This is a genomic window from Providencia sp. NPDC089933 (assembly GCF_049545585.1).
Taxonomy (GTDB): Bacteria; Pseudomonadota; Gammaproteobacteria; order Enterobacterales; family Enterobacteriaceae; genus Providencia; species Providencia huashanensis.
This window is the reverse complement of sequence record NZ_JBMWDT010000010.1, coordinates 150,559-176,622: the sequence shown is the minus strand read 5'-3', so window position 1 is coordinate 176,622 and position 26,064 is coordinate 150,559. Positions and strand designations below refer to the sequence as shown.

Genomic DNA, 26,064 nt, shown 5'->3' with positions numbered 1-26,064 from the left:
TATGAAAGGTATTATATTAGCAGGAGGGTCGGGGACGCGATTGCACCCAATCACTCGTGGCATTTCTAAACAGTTATTGCCTATCTACGATAAGCCCATGATTTATTACCCGCTATCAGTACTGATGCTAGCGGGGATCCGTGAGATTTTAATTATCTCGACACCTGACGATTTACCCATGTTCAAACGCTTATTAGGTGATGGACATGAATTTGGTATTGAGTTGAGCTATGCGGAGCAGCCATCACCGGATGGTTTAGCACAAGCCTTTATTATTGGTGAAGAATTTATCAATGGGGATTCATGTTGCTTAGTGCTGGGTGACAATATTTTCTTTGGTCATTCATTTAGCCCGAAATTAAAAACAGTCGCGCAAAGGCAGCAGGGGGCAACCGTATTTGGCTACCAAGTGATGGACCCTGAACGTTTTGGTGTGGTGGAGTTTACTGATGATTTTAAAGTGCTCTCCATCGAAGAAAAACCTAAAAAACCAAAATCTAACTGGGCTGTTACAGGGTTATACTTCTACGACCAACAAGTCGTTGAATTTGCTAAGCAAGTAAAACCTTCTGAGCGTGGTGAATTAGAAATTACTTCAATTAACCAAATGTATTTAGAACGCGGTGAGTTGAATGTTGAGCTATTAGGACGAGGTTTTGCTTGGTTAGATACTGGTACGCATGACAGCTTAATTGAAGCGGGCACATTTGTACAAACTGTTGAAAAACGTCAAGGTTTTAAAGTTGCTTGTTTAGAAGAAATAGCATGGCGTAATGGCTGGCTTACTGATGAGCAAGTTCAGGCTTCAGCAGAGCAACTGAAAAAAACCGGTTATGGGCAATACTTAGAGGATTTATTACGTGTCCGTCCGCGCCAGTATTGATAGTTTGCAATGGGAGAGCGATTTTTTTCAACGCTCGACCGCAAAATTAAATTTCACGGGGGAAAACTCCAATATTATTCTTGCTTATCAAATGGATAAGTTTGATATCGTACAGGCTAAAGTCACGGCGTCTGAAACGGGGCTAATCGATGACTTAGCAAGTATGGGGTTTTCTTTTGTTGAAGGTGAAATTGACTTTGCTCTCACTATTGGCACAGAAAATGCTTATCTTAAAGCAGGTTTAACAGCGGCAGATAATATTGTTACAGCGCAAGTGGATGATATCCCTGCACTGAAACAAGCTGCTGCTTCTGTCTTTAGCAAAAGTCGCTTCCGAGCACCTTGGTATAATGAAGGTGATAGCGGGCGGTTTTATGCTTTATGGATAGAAAAATCAGTACTTGGTACGTTTGATCACACTTGTTTATTAGTTAAAGACGCATCTGGCACAATTTTAGGGTTTGTGAGTTTACGCCATCTTGATGCAGACACAGCACGTATTGGGCTGTTAGCGAAAGTGCCAGAAGCGACAGGGCAAGGAGTGGGTCGTAAGTTGATGTCAGCCGCATTTGATTGGTGTGTACAACACCAAAAAAGACAGTTAAATGTTGCCACTCAAATCAGTAATGTTGCTGCATTAAATCTTTATTCACGTAGTGGTGCTGCCATTGCAAGCACTGCATATTGGTTATACAGGGGACAACATGATTCCATTTAATAAACCGCCAATTGTAGGTACTGAATTAGAGTATATGAAACAAGCCATGGAAAGTGGCAAACTGTGTGGTGACGGTGGTTTTACTAAACGTTGTGAAGAATGGATGGAAAAACGTTTTGACTGCCCGAAAGTTCAATTAACACCCTCTTGTACTGCTTCATTAGAGATGGCGGCGATTCTAATCGATATTAAGCCGGGCGATGAAGTGATCATGCCTAGTTTTACGTTTGTATCAACATCAAACGCATTTGTGCTGCGCGGCGCAAAAATTGTTTTTGTTGATATCCGTCCAGACACAATGAATATTGATGAAACTAAAATTGAAGCGGCGATTACAGAGCGTACGCGAGCAATCGTGCCAGTTCATTACGCAGGTGTAGCCTGTGAAATGGATACCATCATGGACATTGCCAAAAAGCATGATTTATTCGTTATTGAAGATGCCGCACAAGGTGTGATGTCAACCTACAAAGGTAAAGCGCTGGGTACCATTGGCCATATCGGTTGCTATAGTTTTCATGAAACCAAAAACTACTCTTCGGGTGGTGAGGGTGGGGCAACATTGATAAATGATAAAGATTTAATCAATCGTGCTGAAGTGATCCGTGAAAAAGGGACCAACCGTAGCCAATTTTTCCGTGGGCAAGTCGATAAATATACTTGGCGTGATATTGGCTCAAGCTATCTGTTATCCGACTTACAAGCTGCTTACTTGTGGGCTCAATTAGAAGAAGCTGACAAAATTAATGATCGCCGTTTACTGCTTTGGCAACGTTATTACGACGCGCTACGACCTCTGGCAGAAGCAGGGCGTTTAGTTTTAGCCACAGTACCGGAAGGTATGAAACATAATGCCCATATGTTCTACATTAAGCTTAAGGATGTGGAAGAGCGTACGGTGTTTAATGACTATATGAAATCTCACGGTATTTTGACTGTATTCCATTATGTGGCATTGCACACGAGCCCTGCGGGCTTGGAGTTTGGTCGTTTTCATGGTGAAGACCAATATACAACGTCTGAAAGTGACCGTTTAGTACGCTTACCGATGTTTTACAATATGACGGATGACGAGCAACAAGTCGTCATTGAGCGAATCAAAGCGTTCTTTGCCTAATGTCGTTAGCTAAAGCATCGGTTTGGACTGCTGGCTCTACCCTAATTAAAATTGGGGTAGGCCTGTTAATTGTCAAATTATTTGCTGTCTCGTTTGGCCCTAGTGGCGTCGGGCTGGCGGGGAATTTCCGTCAGTTAATTACGGTACTAGGGGTACTATCTGGTGCAGGGATCTTTAATGGTGTCACAAAATATGTGGCGGAACATCATCAAGACCCACAGAAACTGCGTGCAGTACTCGGGACGTCATCAACGATTATCCTTGGTTTTTCGACCTTATTGGCGATTGTTTTTTTACTTTGCAGTGTGCCAATTAGTGTAGCGCTATTTGATAGTGAGAAATATAGCTCTGTTATTCAAGTAGTTGCCTTGATTCAAATGGGGATAGGTTATTCAAATTATTTCTTGGCTATTCTAAAAGGCTATAGGGACGCATCTGCTAATGCATTAGCGATTATTTTAGGTAGCATAATTGGGGTTTTTGCCTATTATTTATGCTATTTAGTGGGTGGCTACGAAGGGGCACTCGCAGGGTTAGCATTGGTGCCAGCATTGGTCGTATTACCTGCGGCTGGTATGGTTATTAAACGCAAACAGTTTGCGTTGTCATCGCTAAAACCTGCATGGGACAAAGCGATTGCGACTAATTTGGGTAAATTTACCGTCATGGCAATGTTAACTGCGGTGACTTTGCCAGTTGCCTATATCATGATGCGAAATTTACTGGCCCAAACCTATAGTTGGGATGACGTTGGCTTATGGACAGGGGTTACTACTATCTCTGATGCCTATTTACAGTTTATTACCGCCACATTTTCGGTTTATTTGCTGCCAACATTATCTCGTTTGCAGCATAAAAGTGAAATCTCAGCAGAGATCATCAAAGCATTGAAGTTTGTCTTACCCGCAGTGGCCGCAGTGAGTTTCACAGTTTGGTTATTGCGTGACTTTGCGATTTGGTTGCTATTCTCTGAAAAATTTATAGGAATGAGAGACCTTTTTGCTTGGCAGTTAGTTGGAGATGTACTGAAAGTAGGGGCTTATGTATTCGGCTATCTAGTGATTGCCAAAGCCGCATTACGTTTTTATGTTTTAACTGAAGTGAGCCAGTTTGTGCTATTGATGGTTTTTGCACATTGGTTTATTCCAGAGCATGGCGCTGTTGGGGCCACGCAGGCATATATGGCTACCTATATTGTATATTTTACTCTCTGTTGTTGCGTATTTTTGATTTACCGTAGGCGAGCATGACAACCTTAATACATGTACTGGGATCAAACCTCCCACACCATAATCAGACGGTATTGACGTTTTTTAATAACGTAATTTGCCAAGAAATGGCACCGTCAACAAAACCGCATTTTATGGTCGTAAGTGATGATGCGCAGCTTGCTGACGCATATCCACAGCTCGAAATAGAAGTTTTTAGTAGTAAAAAGTCGGTTGCTAATTGCGTGATCCAGCGGGCAAAAGCTGAGCGTCGGACCCGGTTTTTCTTTCATGGGCAATTTAACGCACCAATTTGGCTAGCATTGCTATTTGGCCAAATTAAATCCCATCAGTTTTGGTGGCATATTTGGGGGGCTGATCTTTATGAGGAATCTAACTCATTAAAGTTTAAATTGTTTTATATTCTGCGCCGTTTGGCTCAGAAAAAAGTCGGCCATGTTGGGGCAACACGTGGCGATTTGTGTTATTTCCATCAATCGAATCCGAAAGTGCCTGCATCGGTCTTGTATTTTCCGACTCGAATGGACCCTGCATTGACGATTACTGAGCGTAAGCCCCGTGAAGGTGAGCAATTAACTATCTTACTCGGTAACTCAGGTGATCGTTCTAATCGCCATGTAGAGGCTCTGAGCGCGATTAAACAGCAATTTGGCGATAAGGTTAACGTTATTGTCCCAATGGGCTACCCAGCGAATAACCAAGGTTATATACAGCAAGTCGAACAAGCAGCAAACAGTGAGTTCACCGCAGGGCAAGTGCAAATTCTAAAAGACCGTATGGAATTTGATGATTACCTTAATTTGCTGAAGTCTTGTGACCTTGGCTATTTTATTTTTAATCGCCAACAAGGTGTGGGGACGGTCTGTTTACTTATCCAGTTTGGGGTTCCATTTGTGATAAGCAGGCAAAATACATTTTGGCAGGATTTAACTGCGCAGAATGTACCTGTATTTTTCTATGGTGATGAACTGACAACCTCGCTGGTGGATGAGGCTCAACGTCAAATGAGCTTACTTGATAAACAACATATTGAATTCTTTGCTCCTAATTTCACTGAGGGTTGGAAAGATGTTCTCAGTGCCGCGGAGGAGCGAGCATGACACATGCAGAATTAGGTGGCTTAGCGTTTGTCTACCTGATATCAATTATTTTTATTGGTACTTTGCTTTATAAAGAGTTTGTGCGTGTTCGCTTTAATTTCAATATTTTCTTTTCAATGTTGTATTTATTAACATTTTATTTTGGCTTTCCGCTAACTTGCGCTTTGGTATTCCAATTTGATGTCGCAGTGGTACCGGCGGATTATTTGCTTTATGCACAGTTAGCTGCGACCAGCTTTTATGCAATCTATTACGTTGCCTATAAAACGCGGATTTCGAAGCGTACAGAGGTATCAGGGCGTGCTCTGTTTAGCATGAACAAAGTTGAAACCAATCTAACGTGTATGCTGTTGATATTAATAGCTGTAGTAACAGTTGGTATCTTCTTCATGCAAAATGGTTTCTTATTGTTTAAGTTGAAATCTTATAGCCAAATCTTTTCTAGCCAAGTGTCCGGTGTCGCACTAAAACGCTTTTTCTATTTCTTTATTCCTGCGATGTTGATCGTTTATTTCTTACGACCAACCCAAAAGCGTTGGGTATTCTTCCTTGTGAGTACCGTTGCCTTTGGCTTTTTAACGTATGTTATCGTGGGTGGAACAAGAGCGAATATTATCATCGCTTTTGCTTTGTTTTTATTCATCGGTATCGTGCGTGGTTGGATCACCTTGTGGATGCTAGCTGCAGCAGGGGTAGCTAGTATTGTTGGTATGTTCTGGCTTGCTCTTAAACGTTATGGCCTTGATGTGAACGGAGCAGAAGCTTATTACACTTTTTTATATTTGACCCGAGATACTTTCTCACCGTGGGAAAACTTGGCTCTGCTACTCAGCCATTATGATGAAATGGATTTCCAAGGCCTTGCGCCAATTATCCGTGACTTCTATGTTTTTATCCCATCTTGGGTTTGGCCAGAACGGCCAGATACCGTTTTGAACTCTGCTAATTATTTTACGTGGGAAGTGCTAAATAATCACTCAGGACTGGCGATTTCACCGACGCTTATCGGCTCTTTGGTCGTGATGGGCGGTGTGATTTTTATTCCGCTGGGCGCGATAGCCGTTGGCTTAATTATAAAATGGTTTGACTGGATTTATGGCATGAGCCTAAAAGAACCGAACCGTTATAAAGCCGCCATTATGCAGGCCTTTTGCTTCGGCGCCATCTTTAACATTATTGTTTTAGCGCGAGAAGGGGTCGATTCTTTCGTCTCACGAGTGGTTTTCTTCTGCTTAATATTTGGACTTTGTCTGATTTTAGCAAAATTATTGTATTGGCTATTTGAAACTGCGGGGCTTATCCGCATAAAAACAGCTTCTCTTTTGAGAAGCCAACAGCGTGAAAGTCGCTAAAGGAGTATCATGGAACCGTTATCAACTCAGGCTTCATCCGTTCCACAATATTGCATTCGTGGTCATAATATTTGGGGCTTCAAAAATATGGCCCATTTTTTAGATTATTTGTTTGCAGATGGAGAAACCAAAACGGGAACACTAGTTGCGATTAATGCGGAAAAAGTGATGATCGCTGAAAAAGATACCGCGTTAAATACCTTACTAGGCCAAGCAGAGTACTTGTATGCTGATGGTATTAGTATCGTACGTGCTATTCGCCGTAAATACCCACAAGCGGACGTTTCTCGTGTTGCAGGTGCCGATTTGTGGGAAGGCCTGATGGAAAGAGCAGGAAAAGAAGGCACTCCCGTTTTTTTAGTCGGTGGGAAACCTGAAATTTTAGAGCAGACAGAAAGTAAACTTCGCGCTCAGTGGAACGTGAATATTGTCGGGTCTCAAAACGGTTATTTTACTGCAGAAGAAAGGGATGCGTTGTTTGAACGTATCCATGCGAGCGGTGCGAAAATAGTGACTGTTGCAATGGGCTCTCCAAAGCAAGAAATTTTCATGCGTGACTGCCGACAGGTACACCCTGAAGCTTTGTATATGGGCGTGGGAGGTACTTATGACGTGTTTACTGGTCATGTCAAACGCGCCCCTAAAGTATGGCAAAACTTAGGGTTAGAATGGTTGTATCGTTTGTTATCGCAGCCATCACGGATCACTCGTCAATTTAAGCTGCTGAAATTTTTAGGCTACTATTACGGTGGTAAGTTGTAACTCTTCCAATAAAGAGACTTGCGTAATTGCTGGTCTCTTTCTTCAAATATTTCTATAATCCCTCAAAAATTAAAGCAATAACGTCGGTTTGTGCTCAATTTTCCTCACAATATGTTTTTAAAATTTGCCTAACTGACATTTTTCGACTGATTACAGTGGTGATGACTACTAAGCTTTAATTAACGCTGTAATTTAACCATGGTAATTTTTGACAGGGGTATTTATGGAAAATCCACAACAGGGACTTCAGCGTGGGCTAGAAGCTCGCCATATCGAGCTTATTGCACTTGGTGGAACCATTGGTGTTGGGCTGTTTATGGGCTCAGCCAGCACGTTAAAATGGGCAGGGCCTTCTGTTCTATTAGCCTATATCATCGCGGGTATTTTTGTTTTTTTCATCATGCGCTCGATGGGAGAGATGCTATTTCTTGAGCCTGTCACGGGGTCTTTTGCTTCTTTTGGTTATAAATACCTTAGCCCATTTTGGGGATGCCTGACTGCTTGGGGTTATTGGTTTATGTGGGTTGCCGTTGGGATCTCAGAAATCACCGCAATCGGTTTTTATGCGGAATACTGGTTTCCTGAGGTACCACAATGGGTTTTTGCTATTATTGCAGTGGTATTAGTTGCTTTAGCAAACTTAGCGGCTGTACGTTTGTATGGGGAATTAGAGTTTTGGTTTGCTATGATCAAGGTCACCACGATTGTGGTCATGATTTTGATTGGTTTAGGGCTAATATTCTTTGGTATTGGTAATAACTTTGAACCTATCGGTTTAGGGAACTTAACAGAGCATGGGGGCTTTTTTGCTGGTGGCTGGAAAGGTTTTCTATTTGCTTTGTGCATTGTTGTAGCTTCATATCAGGGTGTTGAATTAGTAGGGATTACAGCAGGGGAAGCGAAGAACCCCAAAGTCACGTTGAAAAAAGCCATTAATAATATCTTATGGCGTATTTTGATTTTTTATGTAGGGGCGATTTTTATCGTTGTTACGCTTTTTCCTTGGACTGAAGTGGGTCAACAAGGAAGCCCATTTGTTTTGACCTTTGCAAAAGTTGGTATTGTCTCTGCGGCAGCAGTCATCAATTTTGTGGTGTTGACCGCTGCGTTATCAGGTTGCAATAGCGGTATGTATAGCGGTGGGCGGATGCTATACGCATTGGCACAAAATAAACAATTACCAAGTTCATTTTTAAAACTCACAAAAAATGGCGTTCCTGGGCGTTGTGTGGGCTTTACTATCTTGTGTCTGGTTGCAGGCTCTAGTCTCAACTATATTATTCCAAACCCTGAGAAGGTATTTGTGTATGTATATAGTGCTAGTGTTTTGCCGGGGATGGTGCCATGGTTAGTGCTTCTTACTAGCCAGATCCGCTTTCGCCAGCAAAATAAAGAAAAGCTTGAGGGGCACACTTTCAAGTCGATACTATTTCCATGGGTGAATTATGCCACATTACTTTTTCTGGCTTGTGTGTTGATTGGAATGGCGATTAACCCAGATACACGCTTGTCATTAATCGTAGGGGCAATATTTTTATTGGTGGTTTCGGTTCTTTATTTTTTAATTCGCTGGGTGAATAGAGAAAATCAACAGGCCTAGCTAAAGTATTTTGGGGTATTTTTAGCGGAAATTGGTTGTCTGAGGGGGTGAATATGCTCTCTTTCTCAGCGAAATGGATAAAAGGCAAGCAATCGATATTTTTATTTCAAAAAGGACTAGACAGCGAGAGGATAAATCCGTACTATCCTCTCCCGCAACGGCGTTAAGCGCCCGTAGCTCAGCTGGATAGAGCGCTGCCCTCCGGAGGCAGAGGTCTCAGGTTCGAATCCTGTCGGGCGCACCATTTTTAGTACGCCGCTACGGTTGGCAAAATGACGTTGTATGTAGTAGAATAGCAACGCTTTGAAAAAAGTGAAGTTATGGTGGCTATAGCTCAGTTGGTAGAGCCCTGGATTGTGATTCCAGTTGTCGTGGGTTCGAGTCCCATTAGCCACCCCATTTTTTTGTGACATTGCGAGGGTGGCGGAATTGGTAGACGCGCTAGCTTCAGGTGTTAGTGTCCTATGGACGTGGGGGTTCAAGTCCCCCCTTTCGCACCACGAAAAAAGATAACTAATGCTATAAAAATCAGTACTACAAAAATTTCGGCGAGTAGCGCAGCTTGGTAGCGCAACTGGTTTGGGACCAGTGGGTCGGAGGTTCGAATCCTCTCTCGCCGACCAATTTAAAGAACCCCGCTTAATAGCGGGGTTTTTGCTTTTTATTGCCTGGTCTTTTTATTGGCTTCTTTGTCAAAACTTCTTTTCTTTCCCCTTCAGTTGGATCACTTTTGTTGATTGTGTTTTCACATAAGTTTTTTTAAAACAGGTAATATTTTGGAACTGTGAGAATTGCTATTTAACTTATTGTTTTTTCTTGAGAAGAAGATAAGTGTCGTGATCTTGATACAACCCTCTACTTACTTGTCTCCAAAAGGAGACATTTTAATCATTGATTTATAAGAAAAAATAAATAATGAATTTATGATGTCTCTAAATTGAGACAAGCAGGTGTAACGAAATATGAGAAGGGACACTCATAGAGAGAAATTATCTAGCTAGGTTGGATTGATGATTAAAAATAGCGAGTCAATCCGAGGGGTAGAGAGAAATAAAAAAAAATAGGCCCAAAAATATAGCTTTTATAAAAGTTGGCACGCATCCTGCATTATTATAGATGTAGATGCTCATCTCACTTCTTATGACAGCAAAGCTTCATAAACCCAGAGATGACGCAAAGCCGATTATCGGTGCCTATTGTCCAACTTAGATGATCAAGAGCTCATCCTCTTACCATCAACGAACGGGCGAAACGTTGAGTGAGGCACCATCCGTCTGTAGACCTGATTGTATTTTACACCTGCCTTGTGCAGGTGTTTTTTTTTCTGCAATACAAGCGACTTAGCCCCTTTACTGAAAACGTGAAAGAGGCTGTTAAACAAGATAAGAGACTATTTTTTGCCTTTACTAAACCATTTGCTGAACCAGCGAGTAATGTAGGTATAGCAGAGGATGATGAACGTAATAATAAAAATGTCTTTACTGAGGTCTTCTGTATTAAAGCCAATAAATAGGATAAAAACAAAAGGCGATAAAACTAGCAGAAGAAGATCAAAAAATATTTGTAAACGGTTTGGACTTGCAATAACCCAACGCCAAATAGTTTTAATTACATTCATATAGATATCCCACATTCATTCAAGCCAAGATGTATATTATGCTTTATACACTATGTATTTCCTTTATGACATAGTAATCACAAAATTTGTTTATACCTTGGCACATAAGTGGTTTTATTTTTTTATGATTATGTCACCTAGCGTGATATTTGTATCTTGTTTCTTTATTTTTGACAGCGTAAAACATTCGTTTGAATTAAAGTGAAACGCTGTTATTTTTCGCTTAAAAATACACATTATTAGTATTTAAATTAAACCTTAAATAAACAATTTCTTACTTTACCTTGTCAGTAAAAATAAATCATCTTTAACTGATGATTCATTTTCCCAAGGAAAGGTATTTAAAATGAAATTTTTATTTTTTGCATTGCTTTCTTTTTGTGCAGTCTCTTTTTCATCAACTAACCAGCCAAATTATTTATTAGATATGAGTGATGATTCTAAATTAGCATTGGATCAGGTTATTCATAAAGTAATAATACCAAATCAAGGTCTACCCTATGGCAATCTTATTGAGCAAGTTTCTAGTGTTTTTCTGGGGATGCCGTATGTCGCCAACACATTAGTTGGTGGACCAAACGTCAGTGAAGTACTTGTTGTTAATTTAGAAGGTGTTGACTGTTTTACTTATCTGGATTATGTCGCGGCACTAAGCAAATCAAACAGTAGGAATACGTTTTTAAGCGTCCTTGTGAATACGCGTTATAAAGACAGTGATGTTGCTTATTATAAAAGAAAACACTTTTTTACTGACTGGTATGCGGTATCACCACAAAATGCGACAGATGTGACAGCATTAATTAGCTCTGAGTCGGTTACAGTTGAAAAAAAATTAAATCAAAAAGCAGATGGTAGTGAGTTTATTAAAGGATTAGGTATTCACTCAAGAAAGGTAACCTATATTCCTACTCATGCAATTAATGAAATGGTTCTTAATAACTTAAAAACAGGCGATTATATTGGTATTTATTCACCAATTAAGGGGTTAGATGTTTCCCACACAGGTATTGTGATTAGAAAGAATAATCAGGTTTTGTACCGAAATGCATCATCACTTTCAAAGAATATGAAGGTTGTTGATACAAACTTCCTAGAATATATATCCTCCAAGACGGGTATTATCGTTCTTCGTCCTATTATCTAATTGGATATATGGGGCTAACAAATATGAATTAGCCCGTTATTTTACTTAACGATAAACTAACGGGTAGGTTTGTATACTAAATAAAATAGCCCCTAAGGTAACTTCTTGGGGGCTATTATAATTAATATAGCCTTTTATGAACGCTCTTGGTTCAATGAGTGTATTAAGGCCTCTTGGCGAATTTTTGCTGCTTCATTCGGTTTATGTAATTTGTCGAAAGCATCAGCTAACCATGATGCATCTTGTACATCAAAACGTTGAGCTAAGGCAGCTTTGAAATAAGTTTCTGCTTTATCCCATTGAGCATGCTGCAGTGACAAAACCCCCAATGTACTGTTTAGTAATGGCGTTGCCCCATTTTGCTTTTGCAGATGTAAAAGCGTTTTTTCAATAATTTCAGGGTGTTCGCTATTAAGCTTCGGCACTAACAATAACAAGCGCTCATCATATTGCTGCTTTAAGCCGTCAATGATCATTTTTTCAGCACTGTTAATGTCGCCACATTCAATTAAGTGTTCTGCTAAAAAAGCCTGCAATGCAGTTTCATGGCGGACGCGGCGAGGCTGAGCTTTCCACCAAGCCTTCAAGCCATCACTCCCACCTTCAGCCATACATTGGTTCATTAACCCTTTGTAAGCTTTCAGTTTTAATGCGTCTAACTCGTCTTCAGTGTGTAATTGTACTTTGGCCATTACAGGTAATAATTCGATCAGTGCTTGGTAAGCCCCTGAACGTAAATAAGCTTGTTCGGCTAGGCGTAAAACCTCTGGGTGCCTCGGTGCTTTATCGAGAAGTTTATCAATGCCGTTACGAGCCGCGTGTACTTCGCCTTCAGCTAATTGGATGCGAACGCGACTAATATCAACAGGGAGTTGATCATTACCTGCGGCTTCTGCTGCCCTATCTAAGTATTGGTGGGTACGGTATTCATCACCGCGCTGTTGCGCCGCCTCTGCTGCCATTAAATAGTTGATTACAGGTTGTTGGGAAAAATCAGCATGCTTGCTCATCAATTTTTCAACCTGCTCAAAATCACCTTCAGCTAACTTGAGTAGGGCTTTTTGCGTTTGGGTGTGTGCTTTATGATATTTACGCCCACTTACCCAACCTTTAGTCCGTGATGTGGTGCTCATAAAGCGGCGGTAACACCAACCAAGAAATAGCAACACGAATTGGAGTAAAATAAAGCCCAATATCAGGCTCGTTACACTGGTTGTAATGTCGTAGTTATCGGTGCGAATAAAAACATAGCCTTGGTGACCGGCTAATAGTGGCCCTAAGATGACACCTGCGATAAGAACAATAAATAGGATCAGTACCTTAATCATTGTTACCCCCTATTTCCAGCAGGCTCAGTTGACTCAAAAGGGTGTGGTGTATCTGCTGGTTCTGCTTTTTGTGTCTCAGTCGCGGGAACTGCGGCATCTGCTGCTGCATCAACAGCACCATCATTTGCCTTAGTATTGTCAGAGGATTGAGCAAGTAAGCTACGCACTCGCGTTTGCATGACTTTCTCTAGCTTTTCTTGGCTTTCTAAGGCGTCAGGCATTTCAACATCAATCGGTTGATTAATTAGCTCGTCAATGGTTGATAAGAACGCTTTCGTTTCCGGCGCTTCAGTATCAAAATAAGCTCTTACCCATGTTGAAGCCTGCTCAAGCGACTGTTTGTATGTTTCTTCTTGGAAGCGAGGAACGGCTTGAGCTGCGATGAGCAACTGTGAACGAATGTTTTCACGAAGGTAAATGTCTTGATTTGGGGCTAGTAGTGGTGCTTCAGAACCGTCACGAGCCCTGACGGTGATGAAATCGTTAGTGAAGCTTTTCCAACTACGGGATAAGTTTTGTTGCCAATCAGAAATGTCATCACTGACTTCGGCATTATCTTCATTTTTAGCATCACCACTGTTTAAATCGGCTAAACGTAAGTTATCAACGTCGTTACTGAGTTGGTTTAGGCGTAAGATAATACCGTCATAGTCGACTTGATTGATGGCGGCTAATTTTGCCATGTCATTGTTAATTGACTTGCGAATATCGAGCAGACTTGGGTCGTTCATTTCAGCCAAACTAGAGTCTGCACTTTTTAATAGGACAGCTGCTGTGACAGGGTCGTGGTCGTTCCACAGTTTTCTTCCTGCCATTTTTACCATAAAGTCAGCTTGTGCAATCAGCCAGCTTTTAACATCACTACTGGAAAGGGCAGTCACGTGAGCTTGCAGTTCTTGCATGCGACGATTGAGCCTATCTTCATACTCGCGAGATTGGTTTTTCATCTCAGTATTCGCGGTAATTAGGGCATCTAAACGTTGTCTATCTGAATTTTGTTGTTCGATTAAATCACTCAATTGCTGTTTTAGTTCATTGTTTTCATTTACTAAAGTTGCATTGTTTTGTTGAGTGAAATAATAAAGACCACCACCAATGGCGATGATAATAGCGATAGCAATTACTCCGCCAATGAGACCAGAACGTTTTTGTTCCGAAGAGGTTTTTTTTTCGGAGTGCTGTTGTTTTGCACCTGTTTCTGGGGTAACCGTCTCGGTTGTTTTATCGTGTTCCGTCATAAATTAGCATCCCATGTCGGTTGAAATTAATGCTTCTAATAAAGCATTATTATCTGCACTATTAGCTACACAGACCCTCTGCCATCCAGCTTGGCGAGCTTGATCTGCAATCCGTTCACTGACAACGAGTAAGCGGCGGGTAAACCACCAATTTTGATACTCTTCAGCGATTAATTCTTCTAGTAAAGCTAACATTTGGCCACTGGTTATCACAATGTCAGTGATATCAACTTGAAACCATTTGCGATTAAATTCGTTTTTTTCGTAAGGGATTGGGTGCCTTGCATAACATTCACAATAGTCGACTTGCGCACCTCGAGCCCTTAATGTTGAAGCAAGAAGTTCTCGGCCACCATTTCCACGCAATAAAAGGGCGTGTTTCCCTTCGAGAAACTGGAGATCAGGAAGCGTGAGTAGCACTTCGCTGGTTTCCCCTTGTTCAGCCCAATGGGCTGGCTTCCCGGTTACTTTCTTGAAAAACTGGGCGGTAGAGCGACCAATACCATAGTAAGATAGCTTATCTGACCAGTTACGTCCCATTTGTTCAAGTGTTAAATTTGCGTACTCGACTGCATTTTTAGATAAAAGAAAGACTAAGTCGTTTGTATTGAGGTGATCAAGGCGTGAAACTAGCGTGTTTAATTCAGCGCCTGGTCCAATACTGATCAAAGGGGAAGAGTAGGCTTCTCCCCCTTTAGCGGTGATTGCCGTTATTAGCTCCGAACCTGTGGGTTCAGGGCGTGTAACAAGAACCCTCATGCAGGTGGGTTCCCGTTATAAACTTCGGCTAAAATTTCCCTTGCACCGCGTTCGAGGAGTTCTTCCGCGAGTGATACACCCGCTTGGCTTGCTTCATTTGGGGCGACAAGCCTTTCTCCACGAATAATAATACTCCCATCAGGTGCGCCAACAAGAGCACGTAGCCATATTTTATCGTCTTGCCAAATAGCATAACTACCAATAGGGACTTGGCAGCCCCCTTCTAAACGCATATTCATTGCGCGTTCAGCAAGAACACAAATAGAAGTCGTATCATTATTAAGCTTAGCGAGCAGCTCTCGTGTAACACTATCGTTTAATCGACACTCAATGCCAACGGCCCCTTGTCCAACAGCAGGGAGACATTGTTCCGGTGCAAGAGCTGTGCGTATACGTGCTTCTAACCCTAAACGTTTTAGCCCTGCTACCGCTAAGATAATGGCGTCATATTCACCATTATCGAGTTTAGATAACCGTGTGCCTACGTTACCGCGGAGATCCCGAATGACTAAATCCGGACGAAGTTCTCTTAATTGGCATTGGCGACGTAAGCTAGATGTCCCAACGATGCTGCCTTTTGGCAACGCATCAAGATTGTCATAGTGGTTTGAAACAAAGGCATCTCGAGGGTCTTCGCGTTCACAAATAGTGACTAGGCCCAAGCCTTCAGGAAATTCAACAGGAACATCTTTCATTGAATGAACGGCAATATCTGCACGCCCTTCTAATAAAGCCAGTTCAAGTTCTTTGACAAACAAGCCTTTTCCCCCCACCTTTGCGAGCGGAGTGTCAAGGATGATATCCCCTTTTGTCACCATCGGAACCAGCTCAACCTGCAAGTTAGGATGTAATTGCTCTAGCTTATCTTTGACAAAATGCGCTTGCCATAAGGCCAAAGGGCTTTTGCGCGTAGCAATGCGCACAATATTTGTTGATGTCATTTTACTGTTTTCTCTAGCGAAGAACGCCGTAGATTAACCATACAATTGACGTTAGTTTTAACATGTTAAGGATATTTTTTCCAGCTGAGCTCAAAGCCACCGCTGTGTGGCTATCTTAGTGTTTGCTGTTGTTTGGTTCATTCCACTACATTCTTTACCCACCTTCACTTACTCAACATGAAATTCGGCCCATACACTGACAAATCGTGATGTTACTTTTCGATGGTCTCTTGATAAATATTTTCCGGTGATGCGTGCTAACCAAAGAATTATTTTAGCTTTTCGTGCTGTTTTTTTTGTTGGGTTACCTGTAGGTTTCATCTGTTCATGTTGAAGCGTTCAAGCATAGATGCTGCATGTATTACGCTTACATGGCATTTTACATAGTGGTTTTGTTGTTCAATTTGCATCAAAAGTATTATTCCATTGAAAAACAAGGGATATTCTGATGCATTAAAAAATAAAAACCTTTTTATACAATATGTTGAAAAGCATTTGGTATCAAAAATAAGCACGTAAAATAATGTGATCTACTTTACCCTTTTGCTGCAAGGTGTTAAATTGATCACGTTTCCGACAATTCATTTGAAAACTTTTTTAAATCTATCTCTATCTGTTGGGTGCTGGGAAATTCCCAGATTTGTATTACATTCAGTCAGGTGTAACTCTTGTATCTCTATATTGAAACCTTAAAGCAAAGACTTGATGCGATAAACCAATTACGGTTAGAGCGCGCAACAGCATCTATGAGTGAAACCTTTTCGAAGGTTTATAACCTGCTGCCTGTCTTGTTTCATTATCATCATCCAATGATGCCTGGTTTTATTGAAGGTAATGTACCCCATGGCGTCTGCTTTTTCTCTCCAGATACAGAACAAATGAAGTGGTTGGGGCAATTTGAACGCTTCCTACCAATCGAAAAGCCCACTAATGGTGAATTACCCATAACTGGGATTTATTCAATGGGCAGTACCTCCTCTGTAGGGCAAAGCCATTGTTCAGATATCGATGTTTGGGTTTGTCACCCTTCTTGGTTAGATCACGAAGAAAAACGTTTTTTACAAAAGAAATGCACGTTAATTGAACAGTGGGCAGCGTCTTTAGGCATTGATGTAACCGTTTTTCTAATCGATGAGAATCGTTTTCGCCATCATGCGAGTGGGCATATAGGTGGGGAAAACTGTGGTTCAACGCAACATATTCTATTGTTAGATGAGTTTTATCGTACTGCGGTTCGAATGGCCGGCAAACGCTTATTGTGGGCGATGGTACCTGTTGAAGAAGAACAACATTATGATGAATATGTTATGGGGTTATATGCACAAGGTGTATTAACGCCAAATGAGTGGTTGGATTTAGGCGGATTGAGTGAACTTTCAGCCGCAGAATACTTTGGTGCAAGCTTGTGGCAACTTTATAAAAGTGTTGATTCCCCTTATAAAGCAGTATTAAAAAGTATATTATTAGAGTCTTATTCATGGGATTATCCTAATGGCAAACTACTGGCTATGGAGTTTAAACGCCATTTACATGCCGGTGAAATCGTGTGTTATGGCTTGGATTCCTACTGTTTAATGCTTGAACGCGTCACAAGGTATCTTGTTGAAATAAACGACTTAACTCGTCTTGACCTTATACGTCGTTGTTTTTACCTTAAAGTTTGTGAAAAACTTTCTGAAGAAGATAGCAATGCTTTTTCTGGTTGGCGTCGAGATGTCTTATCCCAATTGGTGGCATCATGGGGCTGGGGAGCAGAACGTTTAACAGTACTAGATACACGCAGCCAATGGAAAATTGAGCGTGTCCGTGAAGCGCATAATGAGCTACTCGACACCATGATGCAAAGTTATCGTAATTTAATTCGCTTTGCGCGGCGAAATAATTTAAGCGTTAGTGCAAGCCCACAAGATATTGGGGTATTAACTCGTAAATTATACGCAGCCTTTGAAGCGCTTCCGGGTAAAGTGACGTTAGTTAACCCTCAGATTTCACCGGATTTAAGCGAAGAGCACCTCACTTTTATTTATGTGCCAGCAGGGCGTGCAAATCGTAGTGGTTGGTATTTGTACAACCAAGCCCCGAATATTGATGCGATTATTGGGCACCAGCCTCTGGAATATAACCGTTACTTAAATAAATTAGTGGCCTGGGCATATTTTAATGGCTTACTAACTGAAACGACACAAGTTTATATGCATAATGGGCAGTCGCAGTGTGACGAAAGAAAACTGCTTGAACTTATGCATGACGTCTCAAATCATTTCCCAATTAGGTTGCCGGCTCCAACACCAAAAGCGCTATATAGCCCCTGTGAAATTCGCCACCTTGCAATAATCGTTAACCTAGAAAAAGACCCGACTCAAGTTTATTCAGAGCAAGTGGTTCATGTCGATTTTAGGAAATTAGATATTTTCAGCTTTGGCGAGTCACAGCAGTGTCTCATTGGTAGTATTGATTTGTTGTATCGTAATTCATGGAATGAGGTAAGGACGCTCCATTTCAGCGGTGAGCAGTGTATGCTAGAAGCGTTAAAAACGATTTTAGGTAAAATGCACCAAGACGCATCACCACCGGAAGCTGTTGAGGTCTTTTGTTATAGTGAGCACTTACGGGGGCTTATTCGTACTCGTGTACAGCAATTGATATCGGAATGCGTAGAACTGCGTTTATCAAGTAATAGTAATGACCCTGGGCGCTTTAAAGCGCTCCGCATAGCAGGGCAGACTTGGGGGCTGTTTTTTGAACGCCTGAATGTCTCAGTACAAAAACTAGAAAATGCGGTTGAATTCTATGGCGCAATTTCCCATAACAAGTTACATGGCTGGCCGGTCAAACTTCAGGCAAAAAGTGATAACCATTTGCCAGCTGTTGTTGATGGTTATGCGAGTGAAGGGATTGTACAGTTTTTCTTCGAAAATACGGCGGATAACACAGGTTTTAATATTTACGTATTAGATGAAGCTAACCGTGTGGAGATTTACTCTCACTGTGAAGGTTCCAAAGAAGACTTGGTGCGTGATGTCAGTAAGTTCTACTCCTCCTCCCATGACCGCTTTACCTATGGTGCTAATTTTATCAACTTCAATTTACCGCAATTTTACCAAATTATTAATCATGACGGTAAAAACCAAGTGGTTGCCTTTTCGGGCGCAACGTGGCCATTTACATCAGAGGATGATGACGAAGTGGGGCATGATATGCATTTAAGCCAATCAGGGCACCCACAAGCGCATTACTTTTAGTGATAGTTGTTTAAAACTAGAACGAAAATGGCTGTTGGCTTTGGAAAGCAATGGCTTCCGCTAACTGGTTTTTAAACTCATTGCCAGAACGGTCACAGACCCATTCCCCTTGTTTGTAATCATAATGGTATCCGCCTTGTTTGGTCGCTAGCCAAATTTGGTGAAATGCCTCTTGTTTGTTGATGATGACTTTGCTGCCATCTTCAAAACTGAGTGTCATAACACCGCCATTTATCTCACAATCGATATCGGCATCACCATCGTAATTGTCCAAATGCTCTTCAATAGAGCCCAGTAGCGCTTCTGCTAGCTGGTGAAATTCACTGTCATTCACGGTTAAAATCCTGTTTGCTCACAATTAGTTAATTAAAATTATAGGAGGGATCAAGCATTGGGGTCAATCTCAGTGCGCTGACTAAAAATTTCAGATTAAATTTAGCCTAGAGTATATAATATAAGCATGCTTGATAAACAGACGTGATTTGCTAGGTCACTCCTGTTATTGTGTAAAATATCAGATGTCAAAAGTTAGTATCACAGGCGAAAAAGAATGAAAAAAAGTTTATTTGGGCTTAGTGCACTTGTTATGTTATTTACCTTATCTGGTTGTGGCTTGAAAGGCCCTCTTTATTTCCCGCCGGAAGAAACTGTTGCTCCTGCTCAGGCGCCTGATGTGCAACCAACAGCGCCAAGCAGCTCAACCGAAGAGCCTGCTACAACAAATCATAACCAGTAAGTTGCCGCTATGGAGCGTGAAATGCAATTCTCTAAAATGCATGGCTTAGGCAATGACTTCATGGTTGTCGATGGTGTCACACAAAATGTGTATTTTTCGCCAGAACTTATTTGCCGGCTGGCAGATAGGCATACTGGTGTCGGTTTTGATCAGCTATTATTAGTTGAAGCCCCCTATGACCCTGACCTTGACTTTCATTATCGCATTTTTAATGCGGATGGCAGTGAGGTGTCACAATGTGGTAATGGGGCGCGTTGTTTTGCGCGTTTTGTTCGGCTTAAAGGTCTGACTAATAAGCAAAAAATTAAAGTTAGTACCCAATCAGGCCGGATGACATTAACCATAAATGAAAATGATGATGTCTGCGTTAATATGGGAGAGCCTGATTTTGAGCCTCAAAGGGTGCCATTTCGCGCTATTAAAGAAGAAAAAACCTATATTATTCGAGCTCAAGAACGTACAGTGTTATGTGGGGTTGTTTCAATGGGTAACCCACATTGCGTCATTCAGGTTGAAAGTATTCATACCGCAGAGGTTGAAATTTTAGGGCCAGCTTTAGAGAGCCATGAGCGCTTTCCCGAACGCGCTAATATTGGTTTCATGGAAATTATTAATGCTGAGCATATTCGCTTGCGCGTTTATGAGCGTGGTGCAGGTGAAACTCAAGCATGTGGTAGTGGAGCATGTGCCGCAGTGGCTGTTGGGATCACTCAAGGGTTATTGGCGAAACGAGTACGTGTTGATTTACCCGGCGGGTCGTTAAATATAACTTGGGAAGGTCCAGGGGCTCCGTTGTATATGACAGGCCCAGCAACTCATGTCTACGATGGGGTCATCCAGCTATAAAAGTCACACAGCGATAATTTTACCGAGTTGAAGAGGGGAATATGGATAAAACCGAAAAAGCACTGAAGAGAAAACATCAACTTGATGAATTCGATGTGGTGCAATATCTAAAGGAAAATCCTTACTTTTTTCTTCGTAATGCACAATTATTGGAGCAGTTGAAAGTTCCACATGTTGTACAAGGTGCTATCTCATTACCTGAATTAGTGATGAATCGCCAACGTTTGAAAATCAAAGAGCTTGAGCAAGATATCCGTTTTATGGTAGAGCAAGCGCATGAAAATATAGAGCTTTTTGATGAGTTATTGGTTCTGGTGATAGACATGTCATCAGCCAAAAGCTTACAAGAAATGTTACTTACTTTAAATCGCTGGGCAAAAAAATTAGGTTTATCAGGCGCATCGGTTCGTTTATTCAGTGATAGTTGGTATTTATCAGCCCCTTTAGATGCCCATCAACTGGTGATTTCGCGTCGTGTTTTTGAGTCTATCAGAATTCAACGATTTGGCGATAAACGTAACTATCTTGGTCGTTTAAATGGCCCTGAAATCCAATTGCTTTTACCAGATGCGCTCAATGTCGGCTCTGTGGCTATCTCATTATTTGGTCATCATGGTGAATCGGGCATGGTTATTTTTACTAGCCGCGACCGCGAGCATTATCAACATGGTATGGGGACGGTTATGTTGGAAAAAGTGGCTCAAATTCTCCCGAGGTTATTATGCCAATGGATAGAACGCCTGTAGAGTCTCAGCCGAAAGGGCTGATGATGCAAGTTGAGGCCTTCTTACGTTATCTGCGAGTTGAACGTCGGTTAAGCCCTGTCACTATTACTAATTATCATCGTCAATTGAGTGTTATTGTTGAAATGCTAACCTCATTGAAAATCACTGAATGGCAAAAAGTTGATACAGCTATCGTACGGAATATCGCGGCTAAAAGTCGCAAATCAGGCCTACAGGCTGCAAGTATGGCTTTACGATTATCGTCATTGAGAAGTTTTTTGGATTGGATGGTGCATCAAGAGGCGTTGCCTGCAAACCCAGCCAAAGCAATTCAAGCACCCAAATCCAAAAAACGTCTTCCTAAGAATATGGATGTAGATGAGGTCTCCCAACTGCTAAATATGGATAGCGGTGATCCACTAGTTGTGCGCGACCGTACTATGCTGGAAGTGATGTATGGTGCTGGATTGCGTTTATCTGAACTTGTTGGTCTTGATGTTCGTCACCTTGATTTAAGCACTGGTGAAGTTTGGGTGATGGGAAAAGGAAGTAAAGAACGAAAAATTCCAATGGGAAAAACAGCGGTGAGCTGGCTACATCGTTGGTTAGAAATGCGTGAGTTATATGAGCCAGAAGATAATGCTGTTTTTATCTCAACCCAAAGTGGGAAACGAATTTCGAATCGAAATGTACAAAAACGTTTTGAACAATGGGGAATAAAACAGGGGGTTAATAGTCACATTAATCCTCATAAATTACGCCACTCCTTTGCGACACATCTCCTTGAATCAAGTGGTAATTTACGTGGGGTGCAAGAACTTCTTGGTCATGCGAACTTATCAACAACACAAATTTATACGCACCTTGATTTTCAGCACTTAGCCAACGTTTATGATGTGGCTCATCCGAGGGCAAAGAGGGAGAAACCTTAATGCATTTTTACCGCCCACTGTCACCAATTATGGCGATTACGTTTGATTTGGATGACACGCTTTATGATAACCACCCAGTTATTGATAAAACGGAAGAGGAAGTCTTACGTTTTGTTCGTGAATACGACCCTCGATTCAATCATTTTAGCAATGATGACCTCTATGCTTTTCGCCGCCTTGTGGAAGAACAAGAGCCTGAGATCTGCCATGATATTTCCCGTTGGCGCTGGCTTTCTTCAAAAATGATGTTTTGCCATTATGGCTATTCGCGAGAAGATGCACAAAAAGGGGCAGATGACATCATGGCACATTTCACTTACTGGCGTAATAAAATAGATATCCCTGAATCTACACACGCAACACTTGCCAAATTAGCTGAAAAATTACCGTTAGTTGCGATAACCAATGGTAATGCAGAACCTGAAGCGTGTGGGTTAGGCCAATACTTTCAGTTTGTTTTAAAAGCCGGGCCAGATGGCCGTTCAAAACCTTATTGTGATATGTACCGTTTAGCTGCACAGCGCCTTGATCTTGAACCGAAATTCATTCTTCATGTTGGGGATAATCTACTGACAGATGTTGAAGGCGCAATCAATAGTGGTATGCAAGCCTGCTGGATTAACCTTGACCAAAAAACCCTAATGGGGGAGAAAGACGTGCGTTTATTGCCGCATGTAGAAATTTCTCAGTTGGCTTCTCTTTTATCATTGGTATAATCATTTCTCTGTATAAAAACACAGTGGTATTTGCTATTGTCGTGCTGCTACCAAACCTATTAAGGTTGGTAGTAAGTCGAATAGGTCATTTAAAATAAATCAGGAAAATCAATTTATTGGTTTTTGATTGATAACACAAAGTGGGAAATTACGTTTTTATTCCCCTTTGTTAACAACCTCACAGTGGTATTTTCCACTGCTTTGCTTTGATGGTAATTATGGACGTCTCTTATCTGCTTGAAGGTCTCAATGACAAACAGCGCGAAGCGGTTGCCGCACCGCGTACTAATTTACTTGTGCTCGCGGGGGCGGGCAGTGGTAAAACTCGCGTATTGGTACACCGAATTGCCTGGTTAATGTCGGTGGAAAATGCATCACCATTTTCTATTATGGCAGTGACGTTTACTAACAAAGCAGCGGCAGAAATGCGTCATCGAATCAATCAGTTGATTGGCAGTAGTGAAGGTGGAATGTGGATTGGCACATTCCATGGTTTAGCACACCGCTTGTTGCGCCAACATTATATGGATGCCAATTTACCGCAGGATTTTCAAATCTTAGATAGTGATGACCAATATCGCTTAATTCGACGTTTGCTTAAAGCAATGAATTTAGATGAAAAACAATGGCCCCCACGTCAAGGAATGTGGTACATCAACGGCAAAAAAGATGAAGGTTTAAGGCCCCAACATATTGAAAGCTATGGTAACCCTGTTGAAGCGACGTGGTTGAAAGTATATCAGGCGTATCAAGAGGCTTGTGATAGAGCAGGTTTGGTCGATTTCGCTGAGCTGTTACTTCGGGCTCATGAATTGTGGTTGAATAAACCCCATGTATTACAACACTACCGTGAACGTTTTACTAATATTTTAGTGGATGAATTCCAAGATACTAATAATATTCAATATGCATGGATTCGAGTATTAGCAGGGGAAACAGGCAAGGTCATGATTGTTGGTGATGACGATCAATCAATTTATGGCTGGCGTGGTGCCCAAGTAGAGAATATCCAACGGTTTCTTAATGATTTCCCCGGTGCAGAAACAATTCGTCTTGAGCAAAACTATCGCTCGACAAATAATATATTAAAAGCGGCGAATGCTTTAATTGCGAATAACAGTGATCGGCTAGGCAAGAATTTATGGACAGAAGGAGGGGATGGTGAACCCATTTCACTCTACTGTGCATTTAATGAATTAGATGAAGCCCGCTATATTGTTGGGCGTATTAAACAATGGCAAGAAAATGGCGGGGCGTTAAAAGATTGTGCCATGTTATATCGTAGTAATGCCCAATCGCGTGTACTTGAAGAGGCGTTAATTCAAACTAACATGCCTTATCGCATATATGGCGGCCAACGGTTCTTTGAACGTCAGGAAATCAAAGATGCACTTTCTTATTTAAGGCTGATAGCAAATCGTAATGATGATGCCTCGTTTGAACGCGTGGTCAACACGCCAACACGAGGAATAGGTGAACGTACTTTGGATACCGTTCGCCAAACAGCACGAGATCAACAATTAACTTTATGGGAAAGTTGTGAGTACTTACTTCGTGAGCAAGTACTTGGAGGGCGAGCTGCGGCAGCAATAGAGCGTTTTTTAGAGTTAGTTGAAGCGTTGGCGAAAGAAACGCAAGATATGCCATTGCATGTTCAAGCAGACAGGGTTATTCACGATTCTGGTTTGCGTGCAATGTATGAGCAGGAAAAAGGCGAAAAAGCCCAAGCGCGTATCGAAAACTTGGAAGAGTTGGTGAATGCAACGCGTGACTTTAGCTACCAAGAAGAAGACCAAGATTTAATGCCATTACAGGCATTTCTATCACATGCAGCTCTTGAATCAGGGGAAGGGCAAGCGGATGCCAACCAAGATGCTGTTCAATTGATGACTTTGCATTCAGCCAAAGGTTTGGAATTCCCAGTTGTATTCATTGTCGGAATGGAAGAAGGGATGTTTCCCAGCCAAATGTCAATGGATGAAAGCGGACGTCTTGAAGAAGAGCGTCGGCTCGCTTATGTGGGGGTTACCCGAGCAATGGAAAAACTTACCATTACTTATGCAGAAAGTCGTCGGTTATACGGTAAAGAAGTCTATCACCGTCCATCACGCTTTATTGGTGAGCTACCGACTGAATGTGTCGAAGAAGTTCGCCTAAGAGCCACAGTTTCTCGTCCGGTTAGCCATCAACGCCTTGGTACACCAATCAGTCAAAATGATTCAGGTTATGCGCTAGGGCAGCGGGTAATGCACCCTAAATTTGGTGAGGGGACTATTATTAACCTAGAAGGCAGCGGTGAACATTGTCGTTTACAGATAGCCTTTCAAGGACAAGGGATTAAATGGCTAGTGGCTTCATATGCACGGCTAGAGAATTTATAGTTACCATAAATTTCAAATATAACACCACCGTTCTAGGTGGTGTTATATATAATATAATAATTATATTATGTATTTCTAAAACTATTTAGTTTATTTGTTTTGATTTTTTATATGATCTATTAATTTGTTTTTTTATTTTTATCTTTTAATATTAAATTGTAGTTCATGGCTAACGTAATGGTAATAAATGGAGCTTAATTATATGGATAGTAAACGTATTTCTGCACTAAATGAAAGATTGATAAATATAAAAAATAAAATTAAAGATATAAATGGCTTATTAATGAGATATAAAAACAGTATAGATGAAATGTCAAATAATATGGAATTAGTAAAAATACAATTAGAGCAGTCTGAGCATCCTAATCGAGTCAAAATGAACAAAATTATGGATGAGGTTAAACAGAAAATAAAGGTCAGGGACAAAGAGCAGAGAGACGAGCTTAAATCACTAGGCGAGTTTTTTAACAAGAAAGAAAAAAATATAAAGACATTTATCAAACCAACAAGTACATATAAGGCAGTCAACTTTGTTAATGTGGGTGGGTTAAAACGTCGGATTTTTGATTTTATTGCAGTAGTTAATAGGGATAGTGAATTAGTGGAGAAGGAACTTAGTTCTCTTCAGATTGAACTGAACGAAGTTAGCACGAAATATCCGGGTATTAAGGGTGATTGGTTAGAGGCGTTGCTGAAA

At 41.3% G+C, this 26,064-nt stretch carries 23 protein-coding genes and 4 tRNA genes; 21 read left to right on the top strand and 6 right to left on the bottom strand.

The features are described from left to right. Position 1 precedes the first annotated feature (1 nt). The 12 genes from rfbA to ACPEH5_RS15315 all read left to right on the top strand — a co-directional run bounded on the left by rfbA (position 2) and on the right by ACPEH5_RS15315 (position 9,384). On the top strand, positions 2 to 883 hold the full coding sequence (gene rfbA, locus ACPEH5_RS15370; RefSeq protein ID WP_048605787.1) for a glucose-1-phosphate thymidylyltransferase RfbA: 882 nt from the start codon (positions 2 to 4) through the stop codon (positions 881 to 883). After that, positions 861 to 1,601 (top strand): dTDP-4-amino-4,6-dideoxy-D-galactose acyltransferase, encoded by a 741-nt coding sequence (rffC, locus tag ACPEH5_RS15365; protein WP_166687219.1) that lies wholly within the window; start codon positions 861 to 863, stop codon positions 1,599 to 1,601. The genes rfbA and rffC overlap by 23 nt, the downstream gene beginning before the upstream one ends. Next, positions 1,588 to 2,718: a dTDP-4-amino-4,6-dideoxygalactose transaminase gene (rffA, locus tag ACPEH5_RS15360; protein WP_166696435.1), complete on the top strand. Its 1,131-nt coding sequence runs from the start codon at positions 1,588 to 1,590 to the stop codon at positions 2,716 to 2,718. The genes rffC and rffA overlap by 14 nt, the downstream gene beginning before the upstream one ends. Next, positions 2,718 to 3,968, top strand: a complete 1,251-nt coding sequence (gene wzxE, locus ACPEH5_RS15355; protein WP_042845879.1) for a lipid III flippase WzxE — start codon at positions 2,718 to 2,720, stop codon at positions 3,966 to 3,968. The genes rffA and wzxE overlap by 1 nt, the downstream gene beginning before the upstream one ends. Further along, complete coding sequence (locus ACPEH5_RS15350; RefSeq protein WP_042845878.1) at positions 3,965 to 5,047, top strand: TDP-N-acetylfucosamine:lipid II N-acetylfucosaminyltransferase; 1,083 nt, start codon at positions 3,965 to 3,967, stop codon at positions 5,045 to 5,047. The genes wzxE and ACPEH5_RS15350 overlap by 4 nt, the downstream gene beginning before the upstream one ends. Next, positions 5,044 to 6,399, top strand: coding sequence for an ECA oligosaccharide polymerase (gene wzyE / locus ACPEH5_RS15345; protein ID WP_042845876.1), 1,356 nt, complete (start codon positions 5,044 to 5,046; stop codon positions 6,397 to 6,399). Before ACPEH5_RS15350 ends, wzyE begins: the two co-directional genes overlap by 4 nt. A 9-nt stretch (positions 6,400 to 6,408) precedes the next feature. After that, positions 6,409 to 7,161, top strand: a complete 753-nt coding sequence (gene wecG / locus ACPEH5_RS15340; RefSeq protein ID WP_042845875.1) for a lipopolysaccharide N-acetylmannosaminouronosyltransferase — start codon at positions 6,409 to 6,411, stop codon at positions 7,159 to 7,161. Positions 7,162 to 7,384: 223 nt separating this feature from the next. Next, positions 7,385 to 8,761: a bifunctional threonine/serine APC transporter ThrP gene (gene thrP / locus ACPEH5_RS15335; RefSeq protein WP_042845874.1), complete on the top strand. Its 1,377-nt coding sequence runs from the start codon at positions 7,385 to 7,387 to the stop codon at positions 8,759 to 8,761. A 167-nt stretch (positions 8,762 to 8,928) separates the two neighbouring features. Beyond that, positions 8,929 to 9,005: transfer RNA gene (locus tag ACPEH5_RS15330), tRNA-Arg, on the top strand. A gap of 79 nt (positions 9,006 to 9,084) precedes the next feature. After that, positions 9,085 to 9,160: transfer RNA gene (locus ACPEH5_RS15325), tRNA-His, on the top strand. 15 nt (positions 9,161 to 9,175) lie between these two features. Continuing rightward, a tRNA-Leu gene (locus tag ACPEH5_RS15320) sits at positions 9,176 to 9,261 on the top strand. Between the two features lie 46 nt (positions 9,262 to 9,307). Then, positions 9,308 to 9,384 (top strand) — tRNA-Pro (locus tag ACPEH5_RS15315). Between the two features lie 767 nt (positions 9,385 to 10,151). On the opposite strand, the gene ACPEH5_RS15310 is transcribed toward ACPEH5_RS15315, so the two are convergent. Beyond that, entirely contained in the window at positions 10,152 to 10,379 is a 228-nt protein-coding gene (locus ACPEH5_RS15310) for a hypothetical protein (protein ID WP_042845873.1), read from the bottom strand. Between the two features lie 346 nt (positions 10,380 to 10,725). On the opposite strand from ACPEH5_RS15310, the gene ACPEH5_RS15305 reads away from it, so the two are divergent. After that, positions 10,726 to 11,523: a DUF1460 domain-containing protein gene (locus ACPEH5_RS15305; RefSeq protein ID WP_281110886.1), complete on the top strand. Its 798-nt coding sequence runs from the start codon at positions 10,726 to 10,728 to the stop codon at positions 11,521 to 11,523. A 134-nt stretch (positions 11,524 to 11,657) separates the two neighbouring features. On the opposite strand, the gene hemY is transcribed toward ACPEH5_RS15305, so the two are convergent. Genes hemY through hemC form a run of 4 tightly spaced genes read right to left on the bottom strand, consistent with a single transcriptional unit; the run spans position 11,658 to position 15,789 of the window. After that, on the bottom strand, positions 11,658 to 12,851 hold the full coding sequence (gene hemY, locus ACPEH5_RS15300; protein ID WP_129466654.1) for a protoheme IX biogenesis protein HemY: 1,194 nt from the start codon (positions 12,849 to 12,851) through the stop codon (positions 11,658 to 11,660). A 2-nt stretch (positions 12,852 to 12,853) separates the two neighbouring features. Beyond that, on the bottom strand, positions 12,854 to 14,089 hold the full coding sequence (hemX, locus tag ACPEH5_RS15295; RefSeq protein ID WP_048605790.1) for a uroporphyrinogen-III C-methyltransferase: 1,236 nt from the start codon (positions 14,087 to 14,089) through the stop codon (positions 12,854 to 12,856). A 3-nt stretch (positions 14,090 to 14,092) separates the two neighbouring features. Then, entirely contained in the window at positions 14,093 to 14,848 is a 756-nt protein-coding gene (locus ACPEH5_RS15290) for a uroporphyrinogen-III synthase (protein WP_042845868.1), read from the bottom strand. Continuing rightward, the gene (hemC, locus tag ACPEH5_RS15285) at positions 14,845 to 15,789 is read right to left on the bottom strand and encodes a hydroxymethylbilane synthase (protein WP_042845867.1); all 945 of its coding nucleotides are present in this window, start codon (positions 15,787 to 15,789) and stop codon (positions 14,845 to 14,847) included. Before hemC ends, ACPEH5_RS15290 begins: the two co-directional genes overlap by 4 nt. Positions 15,790 to 16,457: 668 nt before the next feature. Here hemC and ACPEH5_RS15280 point away from each other — a divergent pair. Further along, on the top strand, positions 16,458 to 19,031 hold the full coding sequence (locus ACPEH5_RS15280) for a class I adenylate cyclase (protein WP_042845864.1): 2,574 nt from the start codon (positions 16,458 to 16,460) through the stop codon (positions 19,029 to 19,031). A gap of 16 nt (positions 19,032 to 19,047) precedes the next feature. Here the strand turns inward: ACPEH5_RS15280 and cyaY are convergent, their stop codons facing one another. After that, positions 19,048 to 19,365, bottom strand: coding sequence for an iron donor protein CyaY (gene cyaY, locus ACPEH5_RS15275; RefSeq protein WP_281110885.1), 318 nt, complete (start codon positions 19,363 to 19,365; stop codon positions 19,048 to 19,050). Positions 19,366 to 19,581: 216 nt separating this feature from the next. Between cyaY and lptM the strand changes: the two genes are divergently transcribed. From lptM to ACPEH5_RS15240, 7 genes are all read left to right on the top strand, one after another. Further along, on the top strand, positions 19,582 to 19,767 hold the full coding sequence (gene lptM, locus ACPEH5_RS15270; RefSeq protein ID WP_042845861.1) for an LPS translocon maturation chaperone LptM: 186 nt from the start codon (positions 19,582 to 19,584) through the stop codon (positions 19,765 to 19,767). 21 nt (positions 19,768 to 19,788) lie between these two features. Beyond that, a complete protein-coding gene (dapF, locus tag ACPEH5_RS15265; RefSeq protein ID WP_042845859.1) occupies positions 19,789 to 20,613 on the top strand; it encodes a diaminopimelate epimerase in 825 nt (274 codons plus the stop codon). A gap of 41 nt (positions 20,614 to 20,654) precedes the next feature. Next, positions 20,655 to 21,359 (top strand): DUF484 family protein, encoded by a 705-nt coding sequence (locus ACPEH5_RS15260; RefSeq protein ID WP_281110884.1) that lies wholly within the window; start codon positions 20,655 to 20,657, stop codon positions 21,357 to 21,359. Next, a complete protein-coding gene (xerC, locus tag ACPEH5_RS15255) occupies positions 21,341 to 22,270 on the top strand; it encodes a tyrosine recombinase XerC (protein WP_210788859.1) in 930 nt (309 codons plus the stop codon). Before ACPEH5_RS15260 ends, xerC begins: the two co-directional genes overlap by 19 nt. Then, entirely contained in the window at positions 22,270 to 22,986 is a 717-nt protein-coding gene (gene yigB / locus ACPEH5_RS15250) for a 5-amino-6-(5-phospho-D-ribitylamino)uracil phosphatase YigB (RefSeq protein ID WP_042845853.1), read from the top strand. The genes xerC and yigB overlap by 1 nt, the downstream gene beginning before the upstream one ends. 218 nt (positions 22,987 to 23,204) lie before the next feature. Then, entirely contained in the window at positions 23,205 to 25,367 is a 2,163-nt protein-coding gene (uvrD, locus tag ACPEH5_RS15245; protein WP_048605792.1) for a DNA helicase II, read from the top strand. 202 nt (positions 25,368 to 25,569) lie between these two features. Beyond that, the coding region (locus tag ACPEH5_RS15240) for a hypothetical protein (RefSeq protein WP_423727057.1) at positions 25,570 to 26,064 on the top strand (495 nt) is incomplete at its 3' end.

Bases quoted from the DNA above. Each gene is read 5' to 3' on its own strand.
- rffA (WP_166696435.1), top strand. From the start codon at position 1,588: ATGATTCCATTTAATAAACCGCCAATTGTAGGTACTGAATTAGAGTAT.
- rfbA (WP_048605787.1), top strand. From the start codon at position 2: ATGAAAGGTATTATATTAGCAGGAGGGTCGGGGACGCGATTGCACCCA.
- ACPEH5_RS15350 (WP_042845878.1), top strand. From the start codon at position 3,965: ATGACAACCTTAATACATGTACTGGGATCAAACCTCCCACACCATAAT.
- ACPEH5_RS15290 (WP_042845868.1), bottom strand. From the start codon at position 14,848: ATGAGGGTTCTTGTTACACGCCCTGAACCCACAGGTTCGGAGCTAATA.
- hemY (WP_129466654.1), bottom strand. From the start codon at position 12,851: ATGATTAAGGTACTGATCCTATTTATTGTTCTTATCGCAGGTGTCATC.
- wzyE (WP_042845876.1), top strand. From the start codon at position 5,044: ATGACACATGCAGAATTAGGTGGCTTAGCGTTTGTCTACCTGATATCA.
- uvrD (WP_048605792.1), top strand. From the start codon at position 23,205: ATGGACGTCTCTTATCTGCTTGAAGGTCTCAATGACAAACAGCGCGAA.
- lptM (WP_042845861.1), top strand. From the start codon at position 19,582: ATGAAAAAAAGTTTATTTGGGCTTAGTGCACTTGTTATGTTATTTACC.
- xerC (WP_210788859.1), top strand. From the start codon at position 21,341: ATGGATAGAACGCCTGTAGAGTCTCAGCCGAAAGGGCTGATGATGCAA.
- ACPEH5_RS15310 (WP_042845873.1), bottom strand. From the start codon at position 10,379: ATGAATGTAATTAAAACTATTTGGCGTTGGGTTATTGCAAGTCCAAAC.
- ACPEH5_RS15260 (WP_281110884.1), top strand. From the start codon at position 20,655: ATGGATAAAACCGAAAAAGCACTGAAGAGAAAACATCAACTTGATGAA.
- hemX (WP_048605790.1), bottom strand. From the start codon at position 14,089: ATGACGGAACACGATAAAACAACCGAGACGGTTACCCCAGAAACAGGT.
- ACPEH5_RS15305 (WP_281110886.1), top strand. From the start codon at position 10,726: ATGAAATTTTTATTTTTTGCATTGCTTTCTTTTTGTGCAGTCTCTTTT.
- yigB (WP_042845853.1), top strand. From the start codon at position 22,270: ATGCATTTTTACCGCCCACTGTCACCAATTATGGCGATTACGTTTGAT.
- wzxE (WP_042845879.1), top strand. From the start codon at position 2,718: ATGTCGTTAGCTAAAGCATCGGTTTGGACTGCTGGCTCTACCCTAATT.
- hemC (WP_042845867.1), bottom strand. From the start codon at position 15,789: ATGACATCAACAAATATTGTGCGCATTGCTACGCGCAAAAGCCCTTTG.
- thrP (WP_042845874.1), top strand. From the start codon at position 7,385: ATGGAAAATCCACAACAGGGACTTCAGCGTGGGCTAGAAGCTCGCCAT.
- wecG (WP_042845875.1), top strand. From the start codon at position 6,409: ATGGAACCGTTATCAACTCAGGCTTCATCCGTTCCACAATATTGCATT.
- dapF (WP_042845859.1), top strand. From the start codon at position 19,789: ATGCAATTCTCTAAAATGCATGGCTTAGGCAATGACTTCATGGTTGTC.